Here is a 21,780-nt window from a genome sequence, read left to right as displayed (position 1 = left end):
CGGTTCGGCCGGGGTTGGCCTACTGGCTCCGCTGGGCGGGCGGGGTGGTGGTGGAGGAGGCGGAGGAGGTCTGCGCGGCCGGGGCCGGGGCCGGGGCTGTGGCCCTGGCCGAAGCGGCGGCCATGGACTTCGCCGTGTTGGATACGGCCTTGATCCCCAGGTAGGCGGTGGTCATGCTGCTCACCGCGGTGAAGGCCGCGGTGAGGACGCCGATGATCACCGATGTGTTGCCGCTCAGCCGCCAGACGCCGAAGATCGCCACCCCGGCGATGGCGAGATTGCTGATGACGACAGCGAGGAGCCCGTACCGTGCACGGTCCTTCTCCAGCTGTACGTCCTGGTCCCGGCTCATCGTCCCCTGCCTTCAGTGCTCGTTCGAATGCTCTTCCGACCCGACGAACGCAGGCTGCCACACTGCACGCAGGCGCCCCGGCAGAATGCGACACAAGAACAGCCCCTCCGGAATCCCGGAGGGGCTGTGTGTTGTGGCTGGGGCCGGGGTCGAACCGGCGACCTATCGCTTTTCAGGCGATCGCTCGTACCAACTGAGCTACCCAGCCACGAGGTTTCACGTGAAACCCCAGCGGTCCTGACGGGATTTGAACCCGCGGCCTCCACCTTGACAGGGTGGCGAGCACTCCAAACTGCTCCACAGGACCAAGCTTTGCGTGCAACAGTGTCGCACACGATCTTGCGTGCCCCCAACGGGATTCGAACCCGTGCTACCGCCTTGAAAGGGCGGCGTCCTAGGCCGCTAGACGATGAGGGCTATCGGCCCGCCTGGGCGCTTCTCAGCGCGTCGGGGACGTGAGAAGCATATGGGATGGCGGGGAGTATCGCCAAAACGGTTTACGACCCCGACGGCGACGGTGTGCCCGGTGTGCCCGGTGTGCCTCCTGAGGATGACGGGCTCTGCGAGAGTGACGGAGTGGCTCCCGGCTGGTTTTCTTCGGGGAGGTGGCGGCTGACCTGGGCCGTCGTCTCGCCCAGACCGCCCAGTTTGATCTCGTCCCAGGCCTGGAGCCGGCGGGTGTCGCGGTCGAAGTAGAGGATCGAGGCCTCGACGGGGTCCGGGTACTTGCCCTCGACCGCGCGCAGACCGCTGCCGCCCGTGGAGCCCTCCACGCGAAGGCGGGTGCCGTGCGGCAGGAGCTCGTTCTGTTCGTGGTGGAGGTGGCCCGCCAGAACCAGGGGCACCTCGCCGTCCGTAATCCGGGCGGCCGTCGGTTCATGGGCGATGGCCACATCCACCGGGGTGTCGGCCGCCCGCTGCTCCCGCAGGGCCGTGGCCAGGCGGTCCCCGGCCTGTTCCTCGGCCGGGTCCCCGCCCGGCATGGCAGAGCGGTCGGGCGTGAACTGGGGATCACCGATCCCGGCGAAGCGCAGCCCGGCGATCGTCTCGGCCCGGCCGTCGTCCAGGACGTGCACGTTCTTCATCCGGGACAGATAGCGCTGAGTGACGCCCGAGTCGTGGTTGCCCCGGACCCAGACGTACGGCACGCCCAGGTCGGCGACCGGGTCCAGGAAGCCGTTCTCGGCCGCTGTGCCGTGGTCCATGGTGTCACCGGAGTCGACGATCACATTCACCTTGTACTGCTCCACCAGCGAGGCGATGATCTTCCAGCTCGCCGGGTTGAGATGGATGTCGGAGACGTGCAGGACGCGCACGGTGGTCGGGTCCGGCGTGTAGGCGGGGAGCGTGGACGTGACGTCGTACAGCTTCGTCACATTGGTCACCAGGCGTGCCAACTCCTGCTGGTAGACATCGAATTCGGTGACGATGCTGCGCGCGTTGCCGACCAGGGCGGGGGCGGAGGAGAGCAGGCCGGAGAACCGCGGTTCCAGGACCGACTTGGGGTTCCAGGTGGCGTACGCGGTCACGCCGGACGTGGCGAGCAGGGCGAGGGCGAGGCCGCCGGCGGTCAGGGCGGGGCTCGGACGGCGGTAGACGGCGAGGCCGAGGGCGGTCGCGCCGCAGACGACGGCCACGCAGGAGCGTACGGCCACGTCGAGGGTGCCGTGCTCCACGTCCTGGGTGACCTCGTCCTGGAGGCCGGAGAGGCGCTCGGGGTGGTCGACGAGCGCCTGGGAGCGGACCGGGTCGAGCTGGTCGACGTTGACGTCCAGGCGGACCGGCGCGACGTGGGTGTCCAGGTAGAGGGCGCCCAGCGGGGAGACGTTGATCTTCGTGCCGCCGTGGAGGGAGGGACGCAGGGTCATCGTCGTGTCCATCGGGCCGACCTGGGCCCGGACGTTCCCGACGACCAGCAGGCCGAGCCAGGCGCCGACGACCACGACGGTTATCAGGCCGAGGACGCGGATCCAGACGGGCGGCGCGTGCGCATCGGGGGCGAGTTCGAGATCGGGGAGGCGGTCTCGGATTTGTGTCGGGGTTGGGGCTGGGCTGGGGGACTGGGCTCGGGCTCGGACGCGGGCCATTGGTGCCGTATGCCCAGGATTGCGGGTGCCTATGCGGCGGTTCATGGCCCGCGTGTCCGGCGGTGGGGCCCGCGTGTCCGGCGGTGGGGCCCGCGTGTCCGGCGGTGGGGCCCGCGTGTCGGGTGGTGGGGCCCGCATCTCCGTGGGGTCCGCGACTCTCGTACGGGCGTTCCGTGCCGGACAATGGGGCTGTGCTGGAGATGACGCGCGAGGAGTTCGAGGAACTGGTAGCCGAGGCGCTCGACCGGATCCCGCCGGAGCTGACCCGGCTGATGGACAACGTGGCGGTGTTCGTCGAGGACGAGCCCGACGACCCGGCCGACCCCGAGCTGCTCGGGCTCTACGAGGGGACTCCGCTGACCGACCGTGGGGAGTGGTACGCGGGCGTGCTGCCCGACCGGATCACCATCTACCGCGGGCCGACGCTGCGGATGTGCTCCTCGCGCGAGGAGGTCGTCGCGGAGACCGAGGTGACCGTGGTCCACGAGATCGCCCATCACTTCGGTATCGACGACGCGCGGCTGCATGCGCTGGGGTACGGGTGACGGGAGCGGCGGGTCCGGCGTGCGTCCTCGGGCGCGGGTGACGGCTCGGTTGCGTGTCCTCTTGTGGGCGGCGGGAGTTGGGGAGGTTGACTCCTTTCTTCGCCCCGGAGGTGGCCGCCGTGCGCCCCTTGTACGTACCCGTCCGTCTGGCCGTCACCGTTATGGCCGTCGCGGCCGCCGCCGGCTGTGTGAACGTCGGGGACGACGCGGGGAAGGCCAAGCCGTCGCACTCCGCCGGGCAACGGGACGGTGGCGAGGCCGGCGGAGGCGCCGGGGTGTCCGGCGAGGGCGGCGCGGGGTACGGCGGTGCGGTGGCCGACGGGAAGCGGGGACACGGCGGGAAACCGAAGCCCGGGGAGTCCGTGTCGGCGTCCGTCAAGCCGACGAAGGGCGCGAGTGCGGGGCCGGTGGCGCCGGCGAAGCCGGGGAAGAGCGTGGCACCGGGGGGCCCGGCCGGCCCGACGGGGGCGCCGGCGTCGCCCACGCCGCCGGCGGCCTCTCCCACGCCCCCTCCGGCTTCGCCGACGCCACCGCCGCCGGTCACCGACCCGCCGTCCGCCGAGCCGTCCTCATCCGCGCACGAGGGCACGGGGGCGCAGCTGGTGCAGCGGGAACCGGCACCGGCGGCGGGGACACCGGCGTAGGAGGGCGTCCTCGAGGGCACCGGCGGCGCGTGAGCTGCGGGTTTGATGCTCGGTTTGCCTTGAGGGGTGTTGGGTGCGTATGGTGGTAGATCGTTTGATCCCATTTGCCCGGCGCCACCGCAGAGCGCGCCGTGTGGCGCGTACTCTCCCTTGCCGTGGCGGACCGCATTGAGGCGGTCGTGAGCGAATCACGGAGTTGACGGGCGCGTGCCGAAGAGACTCCGGAAGGTTTCGCATTCGCATGTCCGTGTCCAGTACTGATCAGTTCGTCGTGTCCGAGAACAACGAGAACAACGAGGACCACGAGCTGGTGACCAAGGTCTCCGAGGAGACCGCTGACACCACCACCGACACCACCGACACCCCTCAGATCACCTTCGCCGACCTCGGTCTCCCCGAGGGCGTCGTGCGCAAGCTCGCGCAGAACGGTGTGACCTCCCCCTTCCCGATCCAGGCCGCGACCATCCCGGACGCCCTGACCGGCAAGGACATCCTCGGCCGTGGCCGTACCGGCTCCGGCAAGACCCTCTCCTTCGGTCTGCCCACCCTGGCCACGCTGGCCGGCGGACGCACCGAGAAGAAGCGGCCCCGCGCCGTCATCCTCACCCCGACCCGTGAGCTGGCCATGCAGGTCGCGGACGCCCTCCAGCCGTACGGCGACGTCCTCGGCCTGAAGATGAAGGTCGTCTGTGGCGGTACGTCCATGGGCAACCAGATCTACGCCCTGGAGCGCGGCGTCGACATCCTCGTCGCCACGCCCGGCCGTCTCCGCGACATCATCAACCGCGGCGCCTGCTCCCTCGAGGACGTGCAGATCGCCGTCCTCGACGAGGCCGACCAGATGTCCGACCTGGGCTTCCTGCCCGAGGTCACCGAGCTGCTCGACCAGATCCCGGCCGGCGGCCAGCGCATGCTGTTCTCGGCCACGATGGAGAACGAGATCTCCACGCTGGTCAAGCGCTACCTGACCGACCCGGTCACCCACGAGGTCGACAGCGCCCAGGGCAACGTCACGACGATGTCCCACCACATCCTCATCGTGAAGCCCAAGGACAAGGCGCCGGTCACCGCCGCGATCGCCTCCCGCAAGGGCCGCACGATCATCTTCGTCCGCACCCAGCTGGGCGCCGACCGCATCGCCGAGCAGCTGCGCGACGCCGGTGTGAAGGCCGACGCGCTGCACGGCGGTATGACCCAGGGCGCCCGCACCCGGACGCTGGCCGACTTCAAGGACGGTTACGTCAACGCGCTCGTCGCCACCGACGTCGCCGCCCGCGGCATCCACGTCGACGGCATCGACCTCGTGCTGAACGTCGACCCGGCCGGCGACCACAAGGACTACCTGCACCGCGCGGGCCGTACCGCTCGCGCGGGCCGCACGGGAACCGTCGTCTCCCTCTCCCTCCCGCACCAGCGCCGGCAGATTTTCCGGCTGATGGAGGACGCGGGCGTCGACGCCGGCCGTCACATCATCAACTCCGGTACGGCCTTCGAGCCCGAGGTCGCCGAGATCACCGGCGCCCGTTCGATGACCGAGGTCCAGGCCGAGTCCGCGGGCAACGCGGCGCAGCAGGCCGAGCGTGAGGTCGCCCAGCTCACCAAGGAGCTGGAGCGGGCCACCCGCCGTGCGGCCGAGCTGCGCGAGGAGGCCGACCGTCTGGTCGCCCGTGCCGCTCGCGAGCGGGGCGAGGACCCGGAGACGGCGGTGGCCGAGGCCGCCGCCGTGGCCGAGGCCGCCGTGTCGCTGCCGGAGCAGTCGGCCGCCGAGGCGCCGGTGCGCGAGCAGTCCTCCTCTTCTTATGAGCGTCCGCGTCAGCAGCGTGACGAGCGGGGCAACTACGAGCGCCGTGACCGTCGCGACGACCGCCCCTCCGGTGGTTTCCGCCGCGACGACCGTCGTGACGGTGACCGTGGCGGCCGTTCCTTCGAGCGTCGTGACGACCGCCCCTCGGGTGGCTTCCGTCGCGATGACCGCCGTGACAACGACCGTGGCGGCTTCCGTCGTGACGACCGTCCGTCGGGCGGCTTCCGCCGGGACAACGACCGCCGCGACGACCGTCGTGACGGTGACCGTGGTGGCCGTTCTTTCGAGCGTCGTGACGACCGCCCCTCGGGTGGCTTCCGTCGCGACGAAAGTCCGGCCGGCCGTTCCTTCGAGCGTCGTGACGACCGTGGCGGCCACCGTGGCAGCGACCGTCCCTTCAACCGCGACCGCCGCGACGACCGCCCGGGCTTCCGTACCGGCGGCCACGACCGCCCGTCGTACGGCCGCCGTGACGACCACCGCACCACCGGCACGGGTACCGGCACCGGTTCCTTCGGGCGCCGTGACGACAAGCCGCGCTGGAAGCGCAACGGCTGACACCGAGTGAGGTGACGAAGGGCCCGTACGACACGTTCGTACGGGCCCTTTCGCATGCCCCGAAAAGCCCGGCGTCCCCAGGAGCGCTCACTGGCACGCTCCCGTAGCCGTGCGGCGGGACCACTTCGGGCAGGACGGTATCGCCGACCTGCTCACCCTCGACTCCTCCGGCATGCTCGCCTTCCAACAGGGCGACGGCAGGGCGCCTTGGCCGGGAAGGTCTCCGGGGAAGGCTGGTCCACCAACGTGGTGGCGGCGCCGTTCGGTGATCTGAACGGCGATCGCTGTGACGACGTGCTGGCGCGGAAGACCTCGACGGAGACGGCATCGGGGACGTGCGCGCCCGCGACAAGGCGGGCACGCTACGGCGGTCTGGCGGGTGGGCGTCTCAAGGCCCGCGCAAAGGTCTCCACCGGCTGGGGATCGACGTACAACACGGTCGTCGGCGTCGGCGACATTACCGGGGACGGGAAGAACGACCTGGTCGCACGGGACTCCACGGGCCACCTTTACCGCTACGGCGGCAAGGGCAATGGTTCCTCCGGCGGGCGGGTGCTGATCGGGAGCGGTTGGCAGGGTTACGAGGGGCTTTTCTAGCCAAGTTGTGGTGCATGTCACGCCCTCGGCGAGGGAATCGCTGGGGGCATGACAGATGACGCGATAGGCAAAGCGACCTCCGACGAGGAGCGGCTGGCCCAGCTCGGCTACACCCAGGTCCTGGCCCGCCGTATGTCGGCCTTCTCGAACTACGCGGTCTCCTTCACGATCATCTCGGTCCTCTCCGGCTGCCTCACCCTCTACCTCTTCGGCATGATCACCGGCGGTCCCGCGGTGATCACCTGGGGCTGGGTGGCCGTGGGCCTGATGACCCTCTTCGTAGGCCTCTCCATGGCCGAGATCTGCTCCGCCTATCCCACCTCGGCGGGCCTCTACTTCTGGGCCCACCGCCTGGCCCCGCAGCGCAGCGCGGCTGCCTGGGCGTGGTTCACGGGCTGGTTCAACGTCCTCGGCCAGGTGGCGGTGACCGCGGGCATCGACTTCGGCGCCGCGTCCTTCCTGGGCGCCTACCTGAACCTGCAGTTCGACTTCACCGTCACCCCCGGCCGCACGATCCTCCTCTTCGCGGCGATCCTCCTCCTCCACGGCCTGCTGAACACCTTCGGCGTCCGCATCGTCGCCCTGCTCAACAGCGTGAGCGTGTGGTGGCACGTCGTCGGTGTCGCGGTCATCGTCGGCGCGCTGACCTTCGTCCCCGACCACCACCAGTCGGCGTCCTTCGTCTTCACGGAGTTCGTCAACGAGACGGGCTGGAGCAGCGGCCCGTACGTCGTCCTGCTCGGCCTTCTGATGGCCCAGTACACCTTCACCGGGTACGACGCCTCGGCGCACATGACGGAGGAGACCCACGACGCGTCGACGGCGGGTCCGAAGGGCATCGTCCGCTCGATCTGGACATCGTGGATAGCCGGCTTCGTACTGCTCCTCGGCTTCACCTTCGCGATCCAGTCGTACGACAAGGAGCTGAAGTCCCCGACGGGCGTGCCCCCGGCCCAGATCCTCCTGGACGCGCTCGGCGCTACGACCGGCAAGCTCCTGCTCCTCGTCGTCATCGGCGCCCAGCTCTTCTGCGGAATGGCGTCGGTCACGGCCAACAGCCGCATGATCTACGCGTTCTCCCGCGACGGCGCGCTCCCCTTCTCCCGCGTCTGGCACACGGTCAGCCCGCGCACCCGCACCCCGGTGGCGGCGGTCTGGCTCGCGGCCCTCTCCGCGCTCGCCCTGGGCCTCCCGTACCTGATCAACTACACGGCCTACGCCGCCGTGACGTCGATCGCGGTGATCGGTCTGTACGTGGCGTACGTGATCCCGACCCTGCTGCGGGTCAGGAAGGGCGCCGCGTTCGAACGCGGTCCGTGGCATCTGGGCCGCTGGTCGGGGGTGATCGGAGTGATCTCCGTGGCCTGGGTCGGCGTCATCACCGTCCTCTTCATGCTCCCGCAGGTCTCCCCGGTCACCTGGGAGTACTTCAACTACGCCCCGGTGGCCGTCCTGGCGGTGCTCGGCTTCGCCGCGCTCTGGTGGCAGATCTCGGCCCGGCACTGGTTCCTCCACCCGGACAGGGCACGCCACGAGGACACCGCCAAACTGGTCGATCTCTGACGCTCCGGACCAGTTCCACACCACTTCTGCCACCCGACGCGGCCGCGACCCCGATACCCGATCGGCGACACGGCTCCGTCCGGCTATGCTCGGGGAGGCAACATCGCCTGGGCCGTTAGCTCAATTGGCAGAGCAGTGGACTTTTAATCCATTGGTTGTGGGTTCGAGTCCCACACGGCCTACGGGTGGCAAGCGGGCCATACAGCGCCTGACTTGCCGTTCAGCGCCTGCGTCGGCTTCGGCCGGCTCGGGCGCTGACTCGTTTTCAGGCTCGTGCGTAATCGGGCTTGTTGCCCGTCGCCGGCGGACGTCGCCACAGTCGCAATTGGTTTCAATCGATACCGTATCGATTGAAGTAGTCTGACCTCATGGCCGCCGACGTTCCTGACCGAACCCCTGCCTCGCGTGCGACGGACAGCCCCGGGGACACCTCGCCTTTCGCTCTCGGCCTGCTCCTGCGCCGTGCGCACTGGCACGCGGCCGCCATGATGGGGGAGGCGCTTCGGCCGCTCGGTATCGAGCTGCGGCATTTCGCGGTGCTGATCGTGCTCGTCAACCGCGGGCCCACGGTGCAGCGGGATCTGGCGGCGGCGACGGGGTCGGACAAGGCCGGAATCATGCGGGTCGTGGACGACCTGGAGCGGAAGGGCCTGGCGGTACGCAAGGCCGTTCCGGGGGACCGGCGGGCGCGGGCGGTGGAGATCACGCCTCAGGGGCTGGAACTCTTCGATGCCGCCCATGTGGCGGCGGAGCCGCTGGCCGAACGTCTCGCTGCCGAACTGGGTTCCGGCGAGGCCGAGCAGCTGAGGGATCTGCTGACCCGGCTCGCTCATCCGGCGGACGGCAAGGCGTAGACGCGCCCGCGCGGCCACCGCGCGCCGTCGGCACTGTCGGAGAGGGTGGCGGCCCGGAGGGTTACCCGGCGAGGCGCTCCGCGAGTTCCTTGGCCTTGGTGGTCGCCTCCTCGAAGGCGCGCCTGCGGGACGACTCGTACAGCGGGACCAGTTCCGACATGGCCGGATTGCGGGTGGCCATGGTGAGTTCCGGGACGATGAAGTCGAGGTCCAGGCCGAGGGTGCCTTCGAGGACGGCTTCCAGGTAGTTCCGCACGAACTCGTAGCCCTCGCGCGGGGTGCCCGGTGCGTAGGAGCCGCCGCGGCTGGCGACGACGACGGCCGGGGTGCCCTGGGCGGAAGGGTTCTCGCCGGCGGTGCGGCCGAGCAGGAGGACGCTGTCCAGCCAGGCCTTGAGGGTCGAGGGGATCGAGAAGTTGTACATGGGGGCGCCGACCAGGACGGCGTCCGCCCGCTCCAGCTCCTCTATGAGCTCCACGCGTGCGGCGAACGCGGCGGACTGCTCCGGGGTGCGCTCGGTGGGGAGGGCGTATCCGGCGGACCAGGCGTCGGCGGTGATGTGCGGGACGGGGTCGGCGGCGAGGTCGCGGTAGATCACCGTGCCCTCCGGGTGCTGCTCCTCCCATGTCCTGCGGAAGGTGGCCGTGACGGAACGGGACGAGGACGCCTCGCCCGGGAAGACGGACGAGTCGATGTGTAGCAGCGTGGCCATGGAGGGTCTCCAAGGTGCGGCGCCCGAGGCGGGGAACCGAGGGATGAGGTCCGGTGGGTGAGATAGTTTCAAGTGAGACTGTATCGCCTGATACTATCTTGAGTGAAGGTACACCTATCGAGCGGTGGAGACGGACAATCATGGACGTCTATGAGGCGGTCACGAGCCGACGGGCGGTGCGCGGGTTCACCGACCGCCCTGTCCCGAGGGAGATGCTGGAGCGTGTTCTGTCCGCCGCGGCCTGGGCGCCGTCCGGATCGAACCTCCAGCCGTGGCACGTGTACGTGGTGACCGGCGCGCCACTGGCCGAGATCAAGAAGCGCGCCGGCGCGCGCCTTGCCGCGGGTGACCCCTGGGACGAGCCGGAGTACGTGCAGTACCCGTCCGCGCTGAAGTCCCCCTACCGCGAGCGCCGGTCCGCCTTCGGTGAGCAGCGCTACGGCGCACTCGGTATCCCGCGCGAGGACCTGGAGGCCCGTCAGAGGGCCGCTTCCGCCAACTGGCAGGCTTTCGGCGCGCCCGCTGCCTTGTTCTGCTATATCGACCGCGACCTGGGCTGCCCCCAATGGTCCGACGTCGGCATGTTTCTGCAGAGCGTCATGCTGCTGCTGCGCGCCGAAGGGTTGCACAGCTGTCCGCAGATGGCCTGGGCGAAGTTCCGCCGGACCGTCGCGGAGGTCCTGTCGCCCCCGGACGAACTCCTCCTCTTCTGCGGCATGTCGATCGGGTACGAGGACGTCACGGTGGATTACGCCCGTACGGGCCGGGCGCCGCTCGGCGAGACGGTCACGTTCGTCGACGGTCTCTGACGCCGACCCTGCGCAGCCGACGAGAGGGCCGTTGCTTGCCCCGCCCACATAACCGTTCGGATGTCATATTTCCGCATATACCAACCCACGAAAGGAGTGCCATGAAGATCGCAGTCTTCGGCGGTACCGGTCTGATCGGGTCGCAGGTCGTCAAGGACCTGACTGCCGCCGGGCACGAGGCCGTACCGCACGCGAAGTCCACCGGCGTCGACGTCCTCAGCGGCCAGGGAGTGGACGAGGCGCTGGCCGGAGCCGACGTACTCGTCAACCTGACCAACTCCCCGACCTTCGACGAAGCCTCCCGGGCCTTCTTCCAGACCTCGATGGACAACCTCCTGGCCGCGGCCCACAGGGCCGGCGTCGGTCACTTCGTCATCCTCTCGATCGTCGGCGTCGACCAGGTGCCGGAAATGGACTACTACCGGGCCAAGACGCTCCAGGAGCACATCCTCGCGACCGGGTCGGTCCCCTACTCGATCGTCCGGGCGACGCAGTTCATGGAGTTCATGGACGCCGTCATGTCCTGGACCTCCGACGCCGACACCGTCCGGCTGCCCGCCACGCCCATCCAGCCCATCGCCGCCAAGGACGTGGCCGCCGCGGTGGCGGAGGTCGCCGCGGGCGCCCCGCTCAACGGCATTCGTGACATCGCCGGGCCCGACGTCTTCACCCTGGACGAGCTGGGCCGGATCACCCTGTCCCACAAGGGTGACCACCGCACCGTCGTCACCGACCCCACCGCCGGCATGTTCGCCGTGGTCAAGGGCGACGTTCTCACCGACAGGGACGCCCACCTCGCCCCCACCCGTTACACCGACTGGCTTTCCTGATCCTCTCGTATACCCGGCAGGTGTCACCCCCGGCCAGCAGTCCTCCCTGACCTGGGCCTACGCCCCCAACGCCAGCGGCGCCCTGACCTTCTCCACCAGCAAGCTCAAGGGCAACGGCACATACGACGCGTACTACCTCGCGAACGACGGCTACTCGGTCCTGGCCGGCCCGTTCACCCTGACCGTCGGCTGATCCACCGCCGGTGGACTCGGCCCCGCGTGCTCGGCCCCGGCAGCCCGGCACGTGGGGCCACGGTGCGCTGGTGCGCGGGCGCGGCTCCCGCAGCTCCCGCCTGTCATCGGGGCCTCCGTGCTCTCGTTGCAGCACATCCGGTCGGGCCGTGCCGGGGCTCAGCCCGCGTTGAGCTCCGACAGCTCGCCGAGCGGGAGCGTGTGCTGGGTGTGCAGGACCTTCGCGCGCAGGTAGCGGACGTTGTGCGCGGTGCGGAAGACACCGGTCGGGACGCGGTCGCGGACCGTGACGCCAAGGCCGCGCAACTGCTCCGCCTTGTCAGGGTTGTTGGAGAGCAGGTCGAGGTCGGCGATGCCGAGAGCGGCCAGCATCTGGGCGGCGGCGGTGTAGTCGCGGCCGTCCTCGGGGAGGCCGAGGGCGGCGTTCGCCTCGTAGGTGTCCAGGCCCTGGTCCTGGAGGGCGTAGGCGTCGAGCTTGTTGTAGAGGCCGATGCCGCGGCCCTCCTGACGCAGATACAGCAGGACGCCACCGCGCTCCGCGATCCGCTCGACCGCCTCGCGCAGCTGGGGTCCGCAGTCGCAGCGGGCCGAGCCGAAGACATCGCCGGTCAGGCACTCGGAGTGCAGCCGGACCAGCGGGAGCGTGCCGGGGGCGGGATCGCCGAGTACAACGGCCACATGTTCCTGGCCGTCGGTGAGGCCGTGGAAAGTGACGAGTTCGGCGTCGACGCTGTAGCCGTCGGTGAAGCGCAGCGGTACCCGGACGCGGGCGCGCTGGGTGGCGGCGGGGAAGTCGGGCATCGGGTTCTCCTGTGTCCGGGTGGAGGACGGCAGCGGCCTCTGTTTCAGATTTGAAGCAGATCCACGGCTGGAACCCTATCCATGTTTTAAATTTGAAGCAACAGGGTTTTGCGGGAATACCCAGGAGGCCCTGCAGCGAGCCGGGGCTTTACGAGGAACCGGAACAGGGCGACGACCGCCGTCGCCAGGGCACCTCGTCGGAGGTCGGCCGCGGGGTCGTCGCGTCACCCTCCAGTGCCCGGACGATCGCCGAGCCGATCTCCTCCAGCTGGCCGACCTGCTCCGCGGAGAGATGGTCGAACACCGCCGCCCGTACTGTCTCCACATGGCCCGGCGCCGTGCGCTCCAGCACCGCCATACCCTCGTCGGTCAGCAGCGCGAAGCTGCTGCGCTTGTCCCACTGGCAGTCCTCGCGCCGGATCAGCCCGTCCTTCTCGAGCCGGGTCACGGCGTAGGTCAGCCGGCTCCGGGTGATCTTCGACTTCTCGGCGAGGTCGGTCATGCGCAGCTTGCGCTCCGGAGCCTCGGAGAGGTTGGCCAGGATCGAGTAGTACAGGTGCGGCATGCCGGCGTCCTGCTGGAGCTGTCGGTCGATCGCGTCCTCCAGGAGGTGCGTCGCCGCGATGTACGCGCGCCAGGCGCGCTGCTCCTTCGGAGTGAGCCAGCGAGTATTCATACGACCAGTGTAGGTTTGTTTCAAACTTTAACCAAGCGTCCAGTTCACAGCCCGCCGCCGAGAGTGAGCGCGTCCGATGCCGTACCCCTATGTCCTGCTGTCCGCCGCCGTCTCTCTCGACGGCTACCTCGACGACACCGGCCCCGACCGGCTGCTGCTCTCGTCCCCGGCCGACTTCGACCGGGTGGACGAGGTACGGGCCTCCGTCGACGCGATCCTGATCGGCGCCGGCACCATCCGCGCGGACAACCCGCGGCTCCTGGTCAACGACCCCGGGCGGCGCGCGGCCCGGGTCGCCGCCGGAAAGACCGAGTACCCCCTCAAGGTCACGGTCACCGCGACCGGCGACCTCGACCCGGACGCGAAGTTCTGGCACACCGGCGGCGAGAAGGTCGTGTACACCACGGAGACGGGCGCGCAGCGGATCCGCGGCCTCGGTGTCGCCGCGGACGTCGTCTCGCTCGGCACCGACCTCGACTGGCCCGCGCTGCTGAAGGACCTGCACGAGGCGCGAGGGGTCGGCCGACTGATGGTCGAGGGCGGCGGTACCGTCCACACCCAGCTTCTCCAGCAGGGCCTGGCCGACGAACTCCAGCTGGTCCTGGCCCCTGTCTTCGTCGGCGACCCGAAGGCGCCGCGCCTGTTCGGCCCGGGCGGGTACCAGGCCGGGCGGCTGCGGCTCCTGGAGAGCCGCCGGATCGAGGACGTCGTGCTGATGCGGTACGAGCCCACCGGCCCCGGCACGGGTGCGTCGGCGTCCGCCGCGGACCGGCACTGGCTGCGGCTCGCCTGCGAGCTGGCGGCCGACTGCCCGCCCTCCCGGACCGCGTTCAGCGTCGGCGCGGTGGTGGTCGCGGCCGACGGCACGGAACTGGCCCGCGGCCACTCCCGGGAGTCCGGCGACCCCGTCGTCCACGCGGAGGAGGCGGCCCTGGCCAAGATCCCGTCGGCCGACCCCCGGCTGGCCACGGCCACGGTCTACACCAGCCTCGAACCCTGCACCCACCGCTCCTCCCGGCCGCACCCATGCGCCGAGCTGATCCTCCGGGCCGGGGTACGGCGGGTGGTCACGGCATGGCGCGAGCCGGACATCTTCGTCGAGTCGGCCGACGGGACGGGGACGCTGCGGGAGGCGGGGGCGGCGGTGCTGGTGCTGGGCGAGTACGAGGACCTGGCGAAGACCCCCAACGTGCACCTGCTGAGCTGACCTCTCTTAACCCGTGTGACTCCCACGCTTCTGATGGCGTATGCTGGTGTCAACGACGCGGGGTGGAGCAGCTCGGTAGCTCGCTGGGCTCATAACCCAGAGGTCGCAGGTTCAAATCCTGTCCCCGCTACTGAATGACCAGGGCCGGAATCCAAGAACTAGGATTCCGGCCCTGAGTCATATAGCGGCACCGTACCGGTGCGTGTTCCTCATCACACCCGTCCGTACTCATCCGCCCGGCCCACACCACTCGCCCCCGCTGACTCGCAACAGCAAACCTGGACGGGCACGCAATTGGACACAGGGGACATATGGGGAGTCGTACCGTGGGCCCTGGAGAGGCGCAGGAGGACGGGTCCGCAGCCGTCCGCACCCTGGCCCGCTTCCTGCCCGCTCTGCTGATCGTCGTCGGCGTCTGTTACGACGCCCTCACCCCGCAGGCGTTCACGCCCGTCCCCTTCTTCACGGCCGCCCCGCTGATCGCCGCGCCCCTCTCCTCCCTCCGCGCCACCGTCCTGACCGGCCTCGTGTCCTTCCTCGCCGCCTACGCCGTGCACGCCCGCTACACCTTCCGCCCCGACGTCGACACGGTCACCGAGGCCCTCACCGTGGCCACCGTCGCCGCCCTCGCCGCAGGCATCAACCAGGTCGTCCGCATCGGCGACCAGCGCCTCGCCTCCGCCCGCGAGATCGCCGAGGCCGCCCAGCGGGCCGTTCTGCCCGAGCCCACCGAGCGGATCGGCGGCTTCGAGATCGCCGCCTGCTACGAGGCGGCCCAGGAGGGCACCTTCATCGGCGGCGACCTCTATGCCGTCCAGGACACCCCGTACGGCGTACGACTGGTCGTCGGCGATGTCCGCGGCAAGGGCACGGGCGCGGTCGCCGCCGTCGCCGTGGTCATCGGCGCGTTCCGGGAGGCCGCCGAGCAGGAGGCCACGCTGGAGGCGGTGGCGGGGCGGCTGGAGCGGGCGCTGGCCCGCGAGGGCGTCCGGCGCGGCGGCGTCGACGCGTTCGAGGGGTTCACCACCGCCGTACTCGCCGAACTCCCGCACGGCGACGGCACGGTCCGGGTCGTCAACCGCGGCCATCCGCCACCCCTGCTGCTGCACGGCGACGGCAAGGTGTCCCCGGTACGGGTGCCCGAGGCCGCGCTGCCGCTCGGGATGGGCGAGTTGGGGGCCTGGCCCGACCGGGCCGCCGAGCATCCGTTCCCGAGCGGGGCCACACTGCTGCTGCACACCGACGGCCTCTCCGAGGCACGGGACGCGCACGGCCGGTTCTACGATCCCGAGCAGCGGCTGACCGGCCGTACCGTCACCTCCCCCGGGCAGCTGCTGGCCCGGCTCGCGGCCGAGGTGCGCCGGCACACCGGCGGCGGCATGACCGACGACATGGCGCTGCTCGCCGTACGCCGACCCTGATCCGTGTTACGCCCTGTGTTCGGACGACCGCCCTCGGCGTAACGGCTGAGTCACCATCAAAACGTGGGACTGTTGAGCCGAACAGAACGCATGGTCAACTCGACCGTTTTGACCGATCGTGGCAGGTAAGTCCATGCTTTGAAAGCTTAATGATCAAGGCGAACAGCTTGGAATCTTACAGCCGGGTCTATTAACGTTCGATAACGCAGCGCGGTCGTCCCAGCCGTCACCCGCGACGGCTCCGCGCGCACGCGCCGAATCCCGCAAGGGAACCGGGGAACCACCACCTTGGGGTGAATCGCACGGCTGCCGCCGGTAGAAAACGGCCGGTATACGCGCGTAGGAGACCTTCCCGCTCCGAACCCGTCAGCTAACCCGGTAGGCAGCGGAAGGAAAGGAGTGCGCCCGCGTGGCGTCCAACCGGCCTGCTCCGACAGCCCCGTTCGTGCCCAGCCAGCGTCAACCCGAGACCTACGGCTACGGCGGCTACCGCACCGACGAGGGCCCCTGGGAGGAGTGGAACCCGACCGAGGAGTCCCTCGCCCCGGTACGCGGCCGGCACCGGGTCGCCAAGCAGCGCGGCGGCGGGCTCGGCCGCAGCTCCACGGTCCTCGGCGTCGGCGTCATCGCCGCCGTCGGCGCGGGCGGCATGGCCAGTGCCAACACCGGCAAGCCGCCGGTCTCCATCTCCCTGCCCGACCTGCCGTCCTCCGTCGGCACCCTGCTCGGCGAGGACGGCGGCCACAAGGCCACCCAGACCGCGCTCAGCAGCGTCACCACGACGACCGCCACCGACGCGGACTCGTCCGCCTCCTCATCCGACGCCGGCGAGGCACTGCGCAGCCGGATCATCGCCCAGGCCGAACAGCAGCAGACCCAGATCGACGTCAAGGCCAGCGCCAAGGCCGTGGCCGCCGCCGACAAGGCGGTCTCCGACGCGGAGGCCAAGGCGGAGAAGGCGGCCGCCGCCAAGGCCGCCGACGCCAAGGACAAGGCGGAGGCCGCCGAGAAGCAGAAGGCCGAGCAGCAGCGGCTCGCGGCGCTGGCCAAGCAGTACACGCTGCCGGTCGTCTCCTACACGATCACCGGCACCTTCGGACAGGCCGGCTCCATGTGGGCCTCCGGCTACCACACCGGCCTCGACTTCGCCGCCCCCACCGGCACGCTGATCAAGGCCGTCCACAGCGGCACCGTCACGGAGGCCGGCTGGGCCGGCTCGTACGGCTACCGCACGATCATCACCCTCGACGACGGCACCGAGCTGTGGTTCTGCCACCAGTCATCGATCGGCGTCAAGGTCGGCCAGAAGGTCGCGACCGGTGACGTCATCGGCCGCGTGGGCGCCACCGGCAACGTCACCGGCCCGCACCTCCACCTGGAGGTCCACCCGAACGGCCAGGCCACCGCCATCGACCCGATGACCTGGCTGCGCGGCAAGGGCCTCAACCCCTGACGGACCCCACCGATCCCCGGCGGTCCTGACGACACCCCCCCGACGTCAGGGCTGCCGGTCCGGTGTGCCCACGGAACTACCGGGCGCCTTCCGCTTTTACGAGAACTTCGTATTGCGCTGGCATGGGACCCCCTGGTCACCGGTGTTGAACTGAAGCATGACTGCTTCTTCCGGTTCCTCTTCCCTCCGTAAGCTCGGCGCCTCCGACCTGGAGGTCTTCCCGCTCTGCCTCGGCGGCAACGTCTTCGGCTGGACCGCCGACGAGGCCGCCTCCTTCGCCGTCCTCGACGCGTACACGGCCGCGGGCGGCAACTTCGTGGACACCGCCGACTCGTACACGGCCTGGATCGATGGCCACAAGGGCGGCGAGTCCGAGACCGTCATCGGCAGGTGGGTCAAGGCGCGCGGCAACCGCGACGACGTCGTCATCGCGACGAAGGTCAGCCAGCACCCCGAGTACCAGGGCCTGTCGGCCGCCAACATCAAGGCCGCCGCCGACGCGTCCCTGCGCCGGCTCGGCACCGACTACATCGACCTGTACTACACGCACTTCGACAAGCCCGAGATCCCGGTCGAGGAGATCATCGGCGCCCTGGACGAGCTGGTGCGGGCGGGCAAGGTCCGCCACATCGCCGCCTCCAACATCACCGCCGAGCGGCTCCAGGAGTCCCTGGACCTCTCCGACCGCGAGGGCCTCGCCCGGTACGTCGCCCTCCAGCCCCACTACAACCTGGTCTCCCGCGACACCTACGAGGGCCCGCTCCAGGACCTGGCCTCCCGCACCGGTCTCGCGGCGGTTCCGTACTTCTCGCTGGCGGCCGGCTTCCTCACCGGCAAGTACCGCCCCGGTACGACGGTGGACAGCGCCCGTGCGGGCCGCGCCGCGCAGTACCTGGAGACCGAGCGAGGCCAGAAGGTCCTGACCGCCCTCGACGAGATCGCCGAGGCCCACAGGGCCCCCATCCCCACGGTCGCCCTGGCCTGGCTGGCCGCCCAGCCCACCATCACGGCCCCCATCGCCTCGGCCCGCACTCTGGACCAACTCCCGGCCCTGCTGGGCGTGGCCGACCTGAGGCTGACGGACGAGGAACTGGGCCGCTTGACGAGCGCGTCCGCCTGATGCATTCCGGCGGTGCCGACCGGCCGCGACCCCTGACCGCTACGTTCGGTACGGGTTGTACGAGGGATACGGCACCGCCGGCCCGCGCCACCCCGGCGCTCCGTAAGCCGGCGGCGCATAGCCGCCGTATTCCGGCCAGCCCCTCGGCGCAGCGGTGCGGGCCGCGTACTCCAGGGCGGGACGCACCAGCTCCCGTCGGCCCCACAGCTCCGTCACCAGCTCCCGCTCCCGCACCACGAAGTCGGCGCCCGCCCGCCCCCGCCGTCCCCGGCGCCGCAGCAGCGCCAGCGACGTCGCGTACGCCTGGTACTCGGCGACCGCCCTCCCCGCCCGCTTGCCGAAGTGGTACGCGGCGTACTCCCGGGCCATCTGCCGCGCCCGCATCGATCCGAGGACGAACGGCTCGGCCGCCCCCAGCCACCCGGCGTACACATACGCCGGCAACTCCTCCCGCACGGTCCGCAGCTCCCGCTGCCGCGTCCAGATCGCCAGCCAGGTCAGCAGCGCGAACGTCGGCACCATGAACATGCCGTACACGGCGAAGAACCCGTACTGCCCGAAGGTCGAGGAGCCGTTCCAGAACGCGTGCATGCTCATCGCGAGCAGCAGTCCCGCGAGCGGCCCGAGCACGCGCCGCATCCGCTGCCGTTCCCCGGAGAGCGCGGCGATGCCGAACCCGATGCCGGTGAGGACGGTGAACAGGGGGTGCGCGAAGGGGGACATGACGATGCGCACGAAGAACGTCGCGGCGGTGACGGAGGCGATTCCGCTGCCGCCGGTCAGCCGGTCGGTCCCGAAGGCCGTACCGAGGTAGAGGATGTTCTCGGTGAACGCGAACCCGGTGGCGGTGATCCCGGCTATCACCACCCCGTCGACGATCCCGGTGAAGTCGCGTCTGCGGAACAGGAAGACCAGGAGGACGGCCGCGCCCTTGGCGGACTCCTCGACGATCGGCGCTATCACGGTCGCCCCGAGCGTGTCCGCGCTGCTCGGATCCGCCGTCGCCGTCGCTATCCAGCGGGTCGCGAAGCTGTTGGCGACGATCGCTATCAGCGCGGCCGCACACGCCCCCCAGGCGAAGGCGAACAGCAGGTTCCGCCAGGGCCCGGGCTGGACCCGGTCGAGCCAGCGGAACGCGGCCATGAGCAGCGGCACGGGCAGCACGGCGAGCCCGAGCCCGACCAGAAAACCCTCCGTGCCCGTCTGCTCCCGCACCAGCGCGAGGATGACCAGGCCGGAGAGGGCGAGCAGGGTGCCGAGCGCCCCGTACCGCACCCAGCGCCGCTGCCACCAGCGGGGATGCCGCAGCCCGGCGCCGGTGGGGCCCGGGGGGTACGACGGATACGGCGGGTACGGCGGCGGGGAGGTGGCCACGGCATCGACCCTAACGAGGTGACTCCAGTCGGTGCTGTTCGCCCTGCTGCACCGGATGCTGTACGCGACGGAAGAGCAGATCGTTCACCACATGTCCCTTGTCCAGTCCCTGACCCTCGAAACGGGTCAGCGGCCGGTATGCGGGACGTGGCGCGAAACCACCCTCGGCCTGCGTGTTCTCGAACTCCGGGTGTGCGTCGAGTACTTCCAGCATCTGCTCGGCGTACGGCTCCCAGTCCGTCGCGCAGTGCACGATCGCCCCCGGCTTCAGCCGGGCCGCGGCGAGGTCGAGGAACTCGGGCTGGATCAGCCGCCGCTTGTGGTGCCGCTTCTTCGGCCAGGGGTCAGGGAAGTACACCCGCAGTCCGTCGAGCGAGTCCGGTGTGAGCATCTCCCGCAGCAGGATGATCGCGTCCCCGTTGCCGACGCGGATGTGGGACAGCCCGTTCTGGTCGGCGAGGTTGAGCAGGTTCCCCTGTCCCGGCGTGTGCACGTCGACGGCGAGGATGTTGGTGCCCGGGTCCCCGGCGGCCATCTGCGCGGTGGCCTCACCCATCCCGAACCCGATCTCCAGGACGACGGGATTGCCGTTGCCGAACAGCTCACCGAGATCGATGACGTGCTGCCCGTCGATGTCCAGCCCCCACTTGGGCCACAGCCGCTGCAGTGCGTCCGCCTGTCCGGCGGTGACCCGGCTCCGCCGTGGCTGGAAACTGCGGATCCGCCGCTCGAAGTGGGATCCGGCCGGATCGGCGCTGGGCCCGTCCGGGAACCGCGGCTCCCCCTTGGCCCGGGTGCGCCGGACGGACACACCGGGAGCATGCGGGGAGCCCGCGCAGGGGACGGTCTCGGCGGGCCGGGGGGTCTCTGGGGCATTGAGCGAGTCAGACACAGTGCAGTCGATTTTACGGCCCGTGCGGGACGGACCGGCGGGGGTCGCGACCAGCTCACACCGAGCCCAGCATCTCCAGTGCCCTGCGCGCCACCTCCCGCCCGATCGGCAGCGAGGCCGTCGCCGCGGGCGAGGGCGCATTCAGCACATGCACCGTCCGCGCGCCCTCCTTGATCAGGAAGTCGTCGACCAGCGACCCGTCCCGCAGCACCGCCTGCGCCCGCACCCCGGCCGCCGCCGGCACCAGGTCCGCTTCCGTCACGGCCGGCAGCAGCCGCCGTACGGCCGTAGTGAACGCCCGCTTCGACACCGACCGCCGCAGCTCCCCGCCCCCGTACCGCCAGTGCCGCCGCGCCAGCGCCCACGCCCCCGGCCAGGCCAGCGTCCCCGCGACCTCCCGGGGCCGTACAACGCCCCACCCGTACCCCTCCCGGGCCAGCGCCGGCACCGCGTTGGGCCCGACGTGCACGCCCCCGTCGATCCCGCGCGTGAGATGCACCCCGAGGAACGGGAACGCCGGATCCGGCACCGGGTACACCAGCCCCCGCACCAGCTCCCGCCGCGCCAGTTCGAAGTACTCCCCCCGGAACGGCACGATGCGCATCCCCGGCTCGTCCCCGGCCAGCCTGGCCATCTCGTCGCAGTACAGCCCGGCACAGTTCACCAGCACACGCCCGCGTACGACGGCTCCGGCGGCCGTCCGTACGGCGACCCCGAGCTCCGGCCGCCGGTCGATCCGCTCCACCCGGGCCCCGTACCGGATCTCCGCGCCCGAGGCCTCTCCCAGCTGCCGGGCGACCCCCGCGAAGTCGCACACCCCGGTCGTCCCGACGTGTATGGCGGCCAGCCCCCGCACCTCGGGCTCGTACTCCGCGATCTGGGCGGCCCCCAGCTCCCGCACCGGAATCCCGTTCTCCCGGCCGCGCTGCACGAGTGCGTGCAGCCGGGGCAGCTCCGCCCGCTCGGTGGCGACGATCAGCTTGCCGGTGACGGCGTGCGCGATGCCGTACTCCGCACAGAACTTGACCATCTCGGCGGCACCCTTGACGGCGTACCGCGCCTTCAGCGACCCGGGCCGGTAGTAGATCCCGCTGTGGATGACCCCGCTGTTCCGGCCCGTCTGGTGCCTCGCCGGTCCGGCTTCCTTCTCCAGCACGGTGACCCGGGTACCGGGCGCGGTACGGCTGATCGCATACGCCGTGGACAGCCCGACGATCCCACCCCCGACGACGAGCACGTCACAGTCGTAGGCAACCCCAGCAGACACCTGCACCACCTCCCACGTTCGA

Annotated in this window: 20 protein-coding genes, 5 tRNA genes and 1 riboswitch; of the genes, 14 read left to right on the top strand and 11 right to left on the bottom strand. The window is 70.5% G+C overall.

Annotated elements, in window-relative coordinates; all coding sequences use genetic code 11:
* Window positions 1-19 precede the first annotated feature (19 nt).
* From ACZ7OO_RS10300 to ACZ7OO_RS10280, 5 genes are all read right to left on the bottom strand, one after another.
* On the bottom strand, window positions 20-352 hold the full coding sequence (locus ACZ7OO_RS10300; RefSeq protein ID WP_471503486.1) for a hypothetical protein: 333 nt from the start codon (window positions 350-352) through the stop codon (window positions 20-22).
* Window positions 353-486: 134 nt separating this feature from the next.
* Window positions 487-560 (bottom strand) — tRNA-Phe (locus tag ACZ7OO_RS10295).
* Between the two features lie 24 nt (window positions 561-584).
* A tRNA-Asp gene (locus ACZ7OO_RS10290) sits at window positions 585-659 on the bottom strand.
* 37 nt (window positions 660-696) lie between these two features.
* Window positions 697-769, bottom strand: a tRNA-Glu gene (locus ACZ7OO_RS10285).
* An 80-nt stretch (window positions 770-849) separates the two neighbouring features.
* Window positions 850-2,484: a metallophosphoesterase family protein gene (locus ACZ7OO_RS10280; RefSeq protein ID WP_471503484.1), complete on the bottom strand. Its 1,635-nt coding sequence runs from the start codon at window positions 2,482-2,484 to the stop codon at window positions 850-852.
* A 146-nt stretch (window positions 2,485-2,630) separates the two neighbouring features.
* Between ACZ7OO_RS10280 and ACZ7OO_RS10275 the strand changes: the two genes are divergently transcribed.
* The 7 genes from ACZ7OO_RS10275 to ACZ7OO_RS10245 all read left to right on the top strand — a co-directional run bounded on the left by ACZ7OO_RS10275 (window position 2,631) and on the right by ACZ7OO_RS10245 (window position 9,004).
* Window positions 2,631-2,984: a metallopeptidase family protein gene (locus ACZ7OO_RS10275; protein ID WP_471503482.1), complete on the top strand. Its 354-nt coding sequence runs from the start codon at window positions 2,631-2,633 to the stop codon at window positions 2,982-2,984.
* A gap of 86 nt (window positions 2,985-3,070) precedes the next feature.
* Complete coding sequence (locus tag ACZ7OO_RS10270) at window positions 3,071-3,628, top strand: hypothetical protein (protein ID WP_471503480.1); 558 nt, start codon at window positions 3,071-3,073, stop codon at window positions 3,626-3,628.
* A gap of 241 nt (window positions 3,629-3,869) precedes the next feature.
* Window positions 3,870-5,990 (top strand): DEAD/DEAH box helicase, encoded by a 2,121-nt coding sequence (locus tag ACZ7OO_RS10265; protein ID WP_471503478.1) that lies wholly within the window; start codon window positions 3,870-3,872, stop codon window positions 5,988-5,990.
* A 207-nt stretch (window positions 5,991-6,197) separates the two neighbouring features.
* On the top strand, window positions 6,198-6,587 hold the full coding sequence (locus ACZ7OO_RS10260) for a hypothetical protein (protein WP_471503476.1): 390 nt from the start codon (window positions 6,198-6,200) through the stop codon (window positions 6,585-6,587).
* 48 nt (window positions 6,588-6,635) lie between these two features.
* Window positions 6,636-8,150 carry an amino acid permease gene (locus ACZ7OO_RS10255; RefSeq protein ID WP_471503474.1) on the top strand — a complete coding sequence of 505 codons (1,515 nt, stop codon included), beginning with the start codon at window positions 6,636-6,638 and terminating at the stop codon, window positions 8,148-8,150.
* Between the two features lie 109 nt (window positions 8,151-8,259).
* Window positions 8,260-8,332, top strand: a tRNA-Lys gene (locus ACZ7OO_RS10250).
* 186 nt (window positions 8,333-8,518) lie between these two features.
* A complete protein-coding gene (locus tag ACZ7OO_RS10245; RefSeq protein ID WP_471503472.1) occupies window positions 8,519-9,004 on the top strand; it encodes a MarR family winged helix-turn-helix transcriptional regulator in 486 nt (161 codons plus the stop codon).
* Between the two features lie 61 nt (window positions 9,005-9,065).
* Here the strand turns inward: ACZ7OO_RS10245 and ACZ7OO_RS10240 are convergent, their stop codons facing one another.
* Window positions 9,066-9,716 carry an FMN-dependent NADH-azoreductase gene (locus ACZ7OO_RS10240; protein ID WP_471503470.1) on the bottom strand — a complete coding sequence of 217 codons (651 nt, stop codon included), beginning with the start codon at window positions 9,714-9,716 and terminating at the stop codon, window positions 9,066-9,068.
* A 140-nt stretch (window positions 9,717-9,856) separates the two neighbouring features.
* Between ACZ7OO_RS10240 and ACZ7OO_RS10235 the strand changes: the two genes are divergently transcribed.
* Together ACZ7OO_RS10235 and ACZ7OO_RS10230 are read left to right on the top strand one after the other, a co-directional pair.
* Window positions 9,857-10,525 (top strand): nitroreductase, encoded by a 669-nt coding sequence (locus ACZ7OO_RS10235; protein WP_471503468.1) that lies wholly within the window; start codon window positions 9,857-9,859, stop codon window positions 10,523-10,525.
* Window positions 10,526-10,626: 101 nt separating this feature from the next.
* Window positions 10,627-11,355 carry an SDR family oxidoreductase gene (locus ACZ7OO_RS10230; RefSeq protein WP_471503466.1) on the top strand — a complete coding sequence of 243 codons (729 nt, stop codon included), beginning with the start codon at window positions 10,627-10,629 and terminating at the stop codon, window positions 11,353-11,355.
* Window positions 11,356-11,706: 351 nt separating this feature from the next.
* Here the strand turns inward: ACZ7OO_RS10230 and ACZ7OO_RS10225 are convergent, their stop codons facing one another.
* Both ACZ7OO_RS10225 and ACZ7OO_RS10220 read right to left on the bottom strand, forming a co-directional pair.
* Window positions 11,707-12,348, bottom strand: a complete 642-nt coding sequence (locus ACZ7OO_RS10225) for a GTP cyclohydrolase II (protein ID WP_471503464.1) — start codon at window positions 12,346-12,348, stop codon at window positions 11,707-11,709.
* Between the two features lie 148 nt (window positions 12,349-12,496).
* Window positions 12,497-13,024 carry a MarR family winged helix-turn-helix transcriptional regulator gene (locus ACZ7OO_RS10220; RefSeq protein WP_471503462.1) on the bottom strand — a complete coding sequence of 176 codons (528 nt, stop codon included), beginning with the start codon at window positions 13,022-13,024 and terminating at the stop codon, window positions 12,497-12,499.
* Between the two features lie 76 nt (window positions 13,025-13,100).
* On the opposite strand from ACZ7OO_RS10220, the gene ACZ7OO_RS10215 reads away from it, so the two are divergent.
* The 5 genes from ACZ7OO_RS10215 (at window position 13,101) to ACZ7OO_RS10195 (ending at window position 18,225) form a co-directional block, all read left to right on the top strand.
* Entirely contained in the window at window positions 13,101-14,231 is a 1,131-nt protein-coding gene (locus ACZ7OO_RS10215) for a dihydrofolate reductase family protein (protein ID WP_471503460.1), read from the top strand.
* Window positions 14,232-14,287: 56 nt separating this feature from the next.
* A tRNA-Met gene (locus tag ACZ7OO_RS10210) sits at window positions 14,288-14,361 on the top strand.
* A gap of 181 nt (window positions 14,362-14,542) precedes the next feature.
* Window positions 14,543-15,652, top strand: a complete 1,110-nt coding sequence (locus ACZ7OO_RS10205; protein WP_471503458.1) for a PP2C family protein-serine/threonine phosphatase — start codon at window positions 14,543-14,545, stop codon at window positions 15,650-15,652.
* 242 nt (window positions 15,653-15,894) lie between these two features.
* Window positions 15,895-16,053, top strand: a riboswitch (cyclic di-AMP (ydaO/yuaA leader).
* Window positions 16,054-16,061: 8 nt separating this feature from the next.
* Entirely contained in the window at window positions 16,062-17,105 is a 1,044-nt protein-coding gene (locus ACZ7OO_RS10200; RefSeq protein WP_471503456.1) for a M23 family metallopeptidase, read from the top strand.
* 157 nt (window positions 17,106-17,262) lie between these two features.
* Window positions 17,263-18,225, top strand: coding sequence for an aldo/keto reductase (locus tag ACZ7OO_RS10195; RefSeq protein WP_471503454.1), 963 nt, complete (start codon window positions 17,263-17,265; stop codon window positions 18,223-18,225).
* Window positions 18,226-18,264: 39 nt separating this feature from the next.
* Here ACZ7OO_RS10195 and ACZ7OO_RS10190 read toward each other — a convergent pair whose 3' ends face one another.
* Genes ACZ7OO_RS10190 through lhgO form a run of 3 tightly spaced genes read right to left on the bottom strand, consistent with a single transcriptional unit; the run spans window position 18,265 to window position 21,767 of the window.
* Complete coding sequence (locus ACZ7OO_RS10190; protein WP_471503452.1) at window positions 18,265-19,599, bottom strand: PrsW family intramembrane metalloprotease; 1,335 nt, start codon at window positions 19,597-19,599, stop codon at window positions 18,265-18,267.
* A 10-nt stretch (window positions 19,600-19,609) separates the two neighbouring features.
* Window positions 19,610-20,491 (bottom strand): tRNA (guanosine(46)-N7)-methyltransferase TrmB, encoded by an 882-nt coding sequence (gene trmB, locus ACZ7OO_RS10185; protein WP_471503450.1) that lies wholly within the window; start codon window positions 20,489-20,491, stop codon window positions 19,610-19,612.
* A 55-nt stretch (window positions 20,492-20,546) separates the two neighbouring features.
* Complete coding sequence (gene lhgO / locus ACZ7OO_RS10180) at window positions 20,547-21,767, bottom strand: L-2-hydroxyglutarate oxidase (protein ID WP_471504228.1); 1,221 nt, start codon at window positions 21,765-21,767, stop codon at window positions 20,547-20,549.
* Between the last annotated feature and the right edge of the window lie 13 nt (window positions 21,768-21,780).

The sequence above is a fragment of the Streptomyces sp. NPDC111744 genome, from assembly GCF_055634995.1.
Note: the sequence above shows the minus strand (reverse complement) of the source record. Positions and strands in the feature narration are given on the sequence as shown.

Excerpts from the sequence above, each read along its gene's own strand:
- ACZ7OO_RS10300 (WP_471503486.1), bottom strand. The coding sequence starts at position 352 with ATGAGCCGGGACCAGGACGTACAGCTGGAGAAGGACCGTGCACGGTAC.
- ACZ7OO_RS10195 (WP_471503454.1), top strand. The coding sequence starts at position 17,263 with ATGACTGCTTCTTCCGGTTCCTCTTCCCTCCGTAAGCTCGGCGCCTCC.
- ACZ7OO_RS10235 (WP_471503468.1), top strand. The coding sequence starts at position 9,857 with ATGGACGTCTATGAGGCGGTCACGAGCCGACGGGCGGTGCGCGGGTTC.
- ACZ7OO_RS10220 (WP_471503462.1), bottom strand. The coding sequence starts at position 13,024 with ATGAATACTCGCTGGCTCACTCCGAAGGAGCAGCGCGCCTGGCGCGCG.
- ACZ7OO_RS10245 (WP_471503472.1), top strand. The coding sequence starts at position 8,519 with ATGGCCGCCGACGTTCCTGACCGAACCCCTGCCTCGCGTGCGACGGAC.
- ACZ7OO_RS10225 (WP_471503464.1), bottom strand. The coding sequence starts at position 12,348 with ATGCCCGACTTCCCCGCCGCCACCCAGCGCGCCCGCGTCCGGGTACCG.
- ACZ7OO_RS10255 (WP_471503474.1), top strand. The coding sequence starts at position 6,636 with ATGACAGATGACGCGATAGGCAAAGCGACCTCCGACGAGGAGCGGCTG.
- ACZ7OO_RS10240 (WP_471503470.1), bottom strand. The coding sequence starts at position 9,716 with ATGGCCACGCTGCTACACATCGACTCGTCCGTCTTCCCGGGCGAGGCG.
- ACZ7OO_RS10280 (WP_471503484.1), bottom strand. The coding sequence starts at position 2,484 with ATGAACCGCCGCATAGGCACCCGCAATCCTGGGCATACGGCACCAATG.
- ACZ7OO_RS10265 (WP_471503478.1), top strand. The coding sequence starts at position 3,870 with ATGTCCGTGTCCAGTACTGATCAGTTCGTCGTGTCCGAGAACAACGAG.
- ACZ7OO_RS10230 (WP_471503466.1), top strand. The coding sequence starts at position 10,627 with ATGAAGATCGCAGTCTTCGGCGGTACCGGTCTGATCGGGTCGCAGGTC.
- ACZ7OO_RS10205 (WP_471503458.1), top strand. The coding sequence starts at position 14,543 with ATGGGGAGTCGTACCGTGGGCCCTGGAGAGGCGCAGGAGGACGGGTCC.
- ACZ7OO_RS10215 (WP_471503460.1), top strand. The coding sequence starts at position 13,101 with ATGCCGTACCCCTATGTCCTGCTGTCCGCCGCCGTCTCTCTCGACGGC.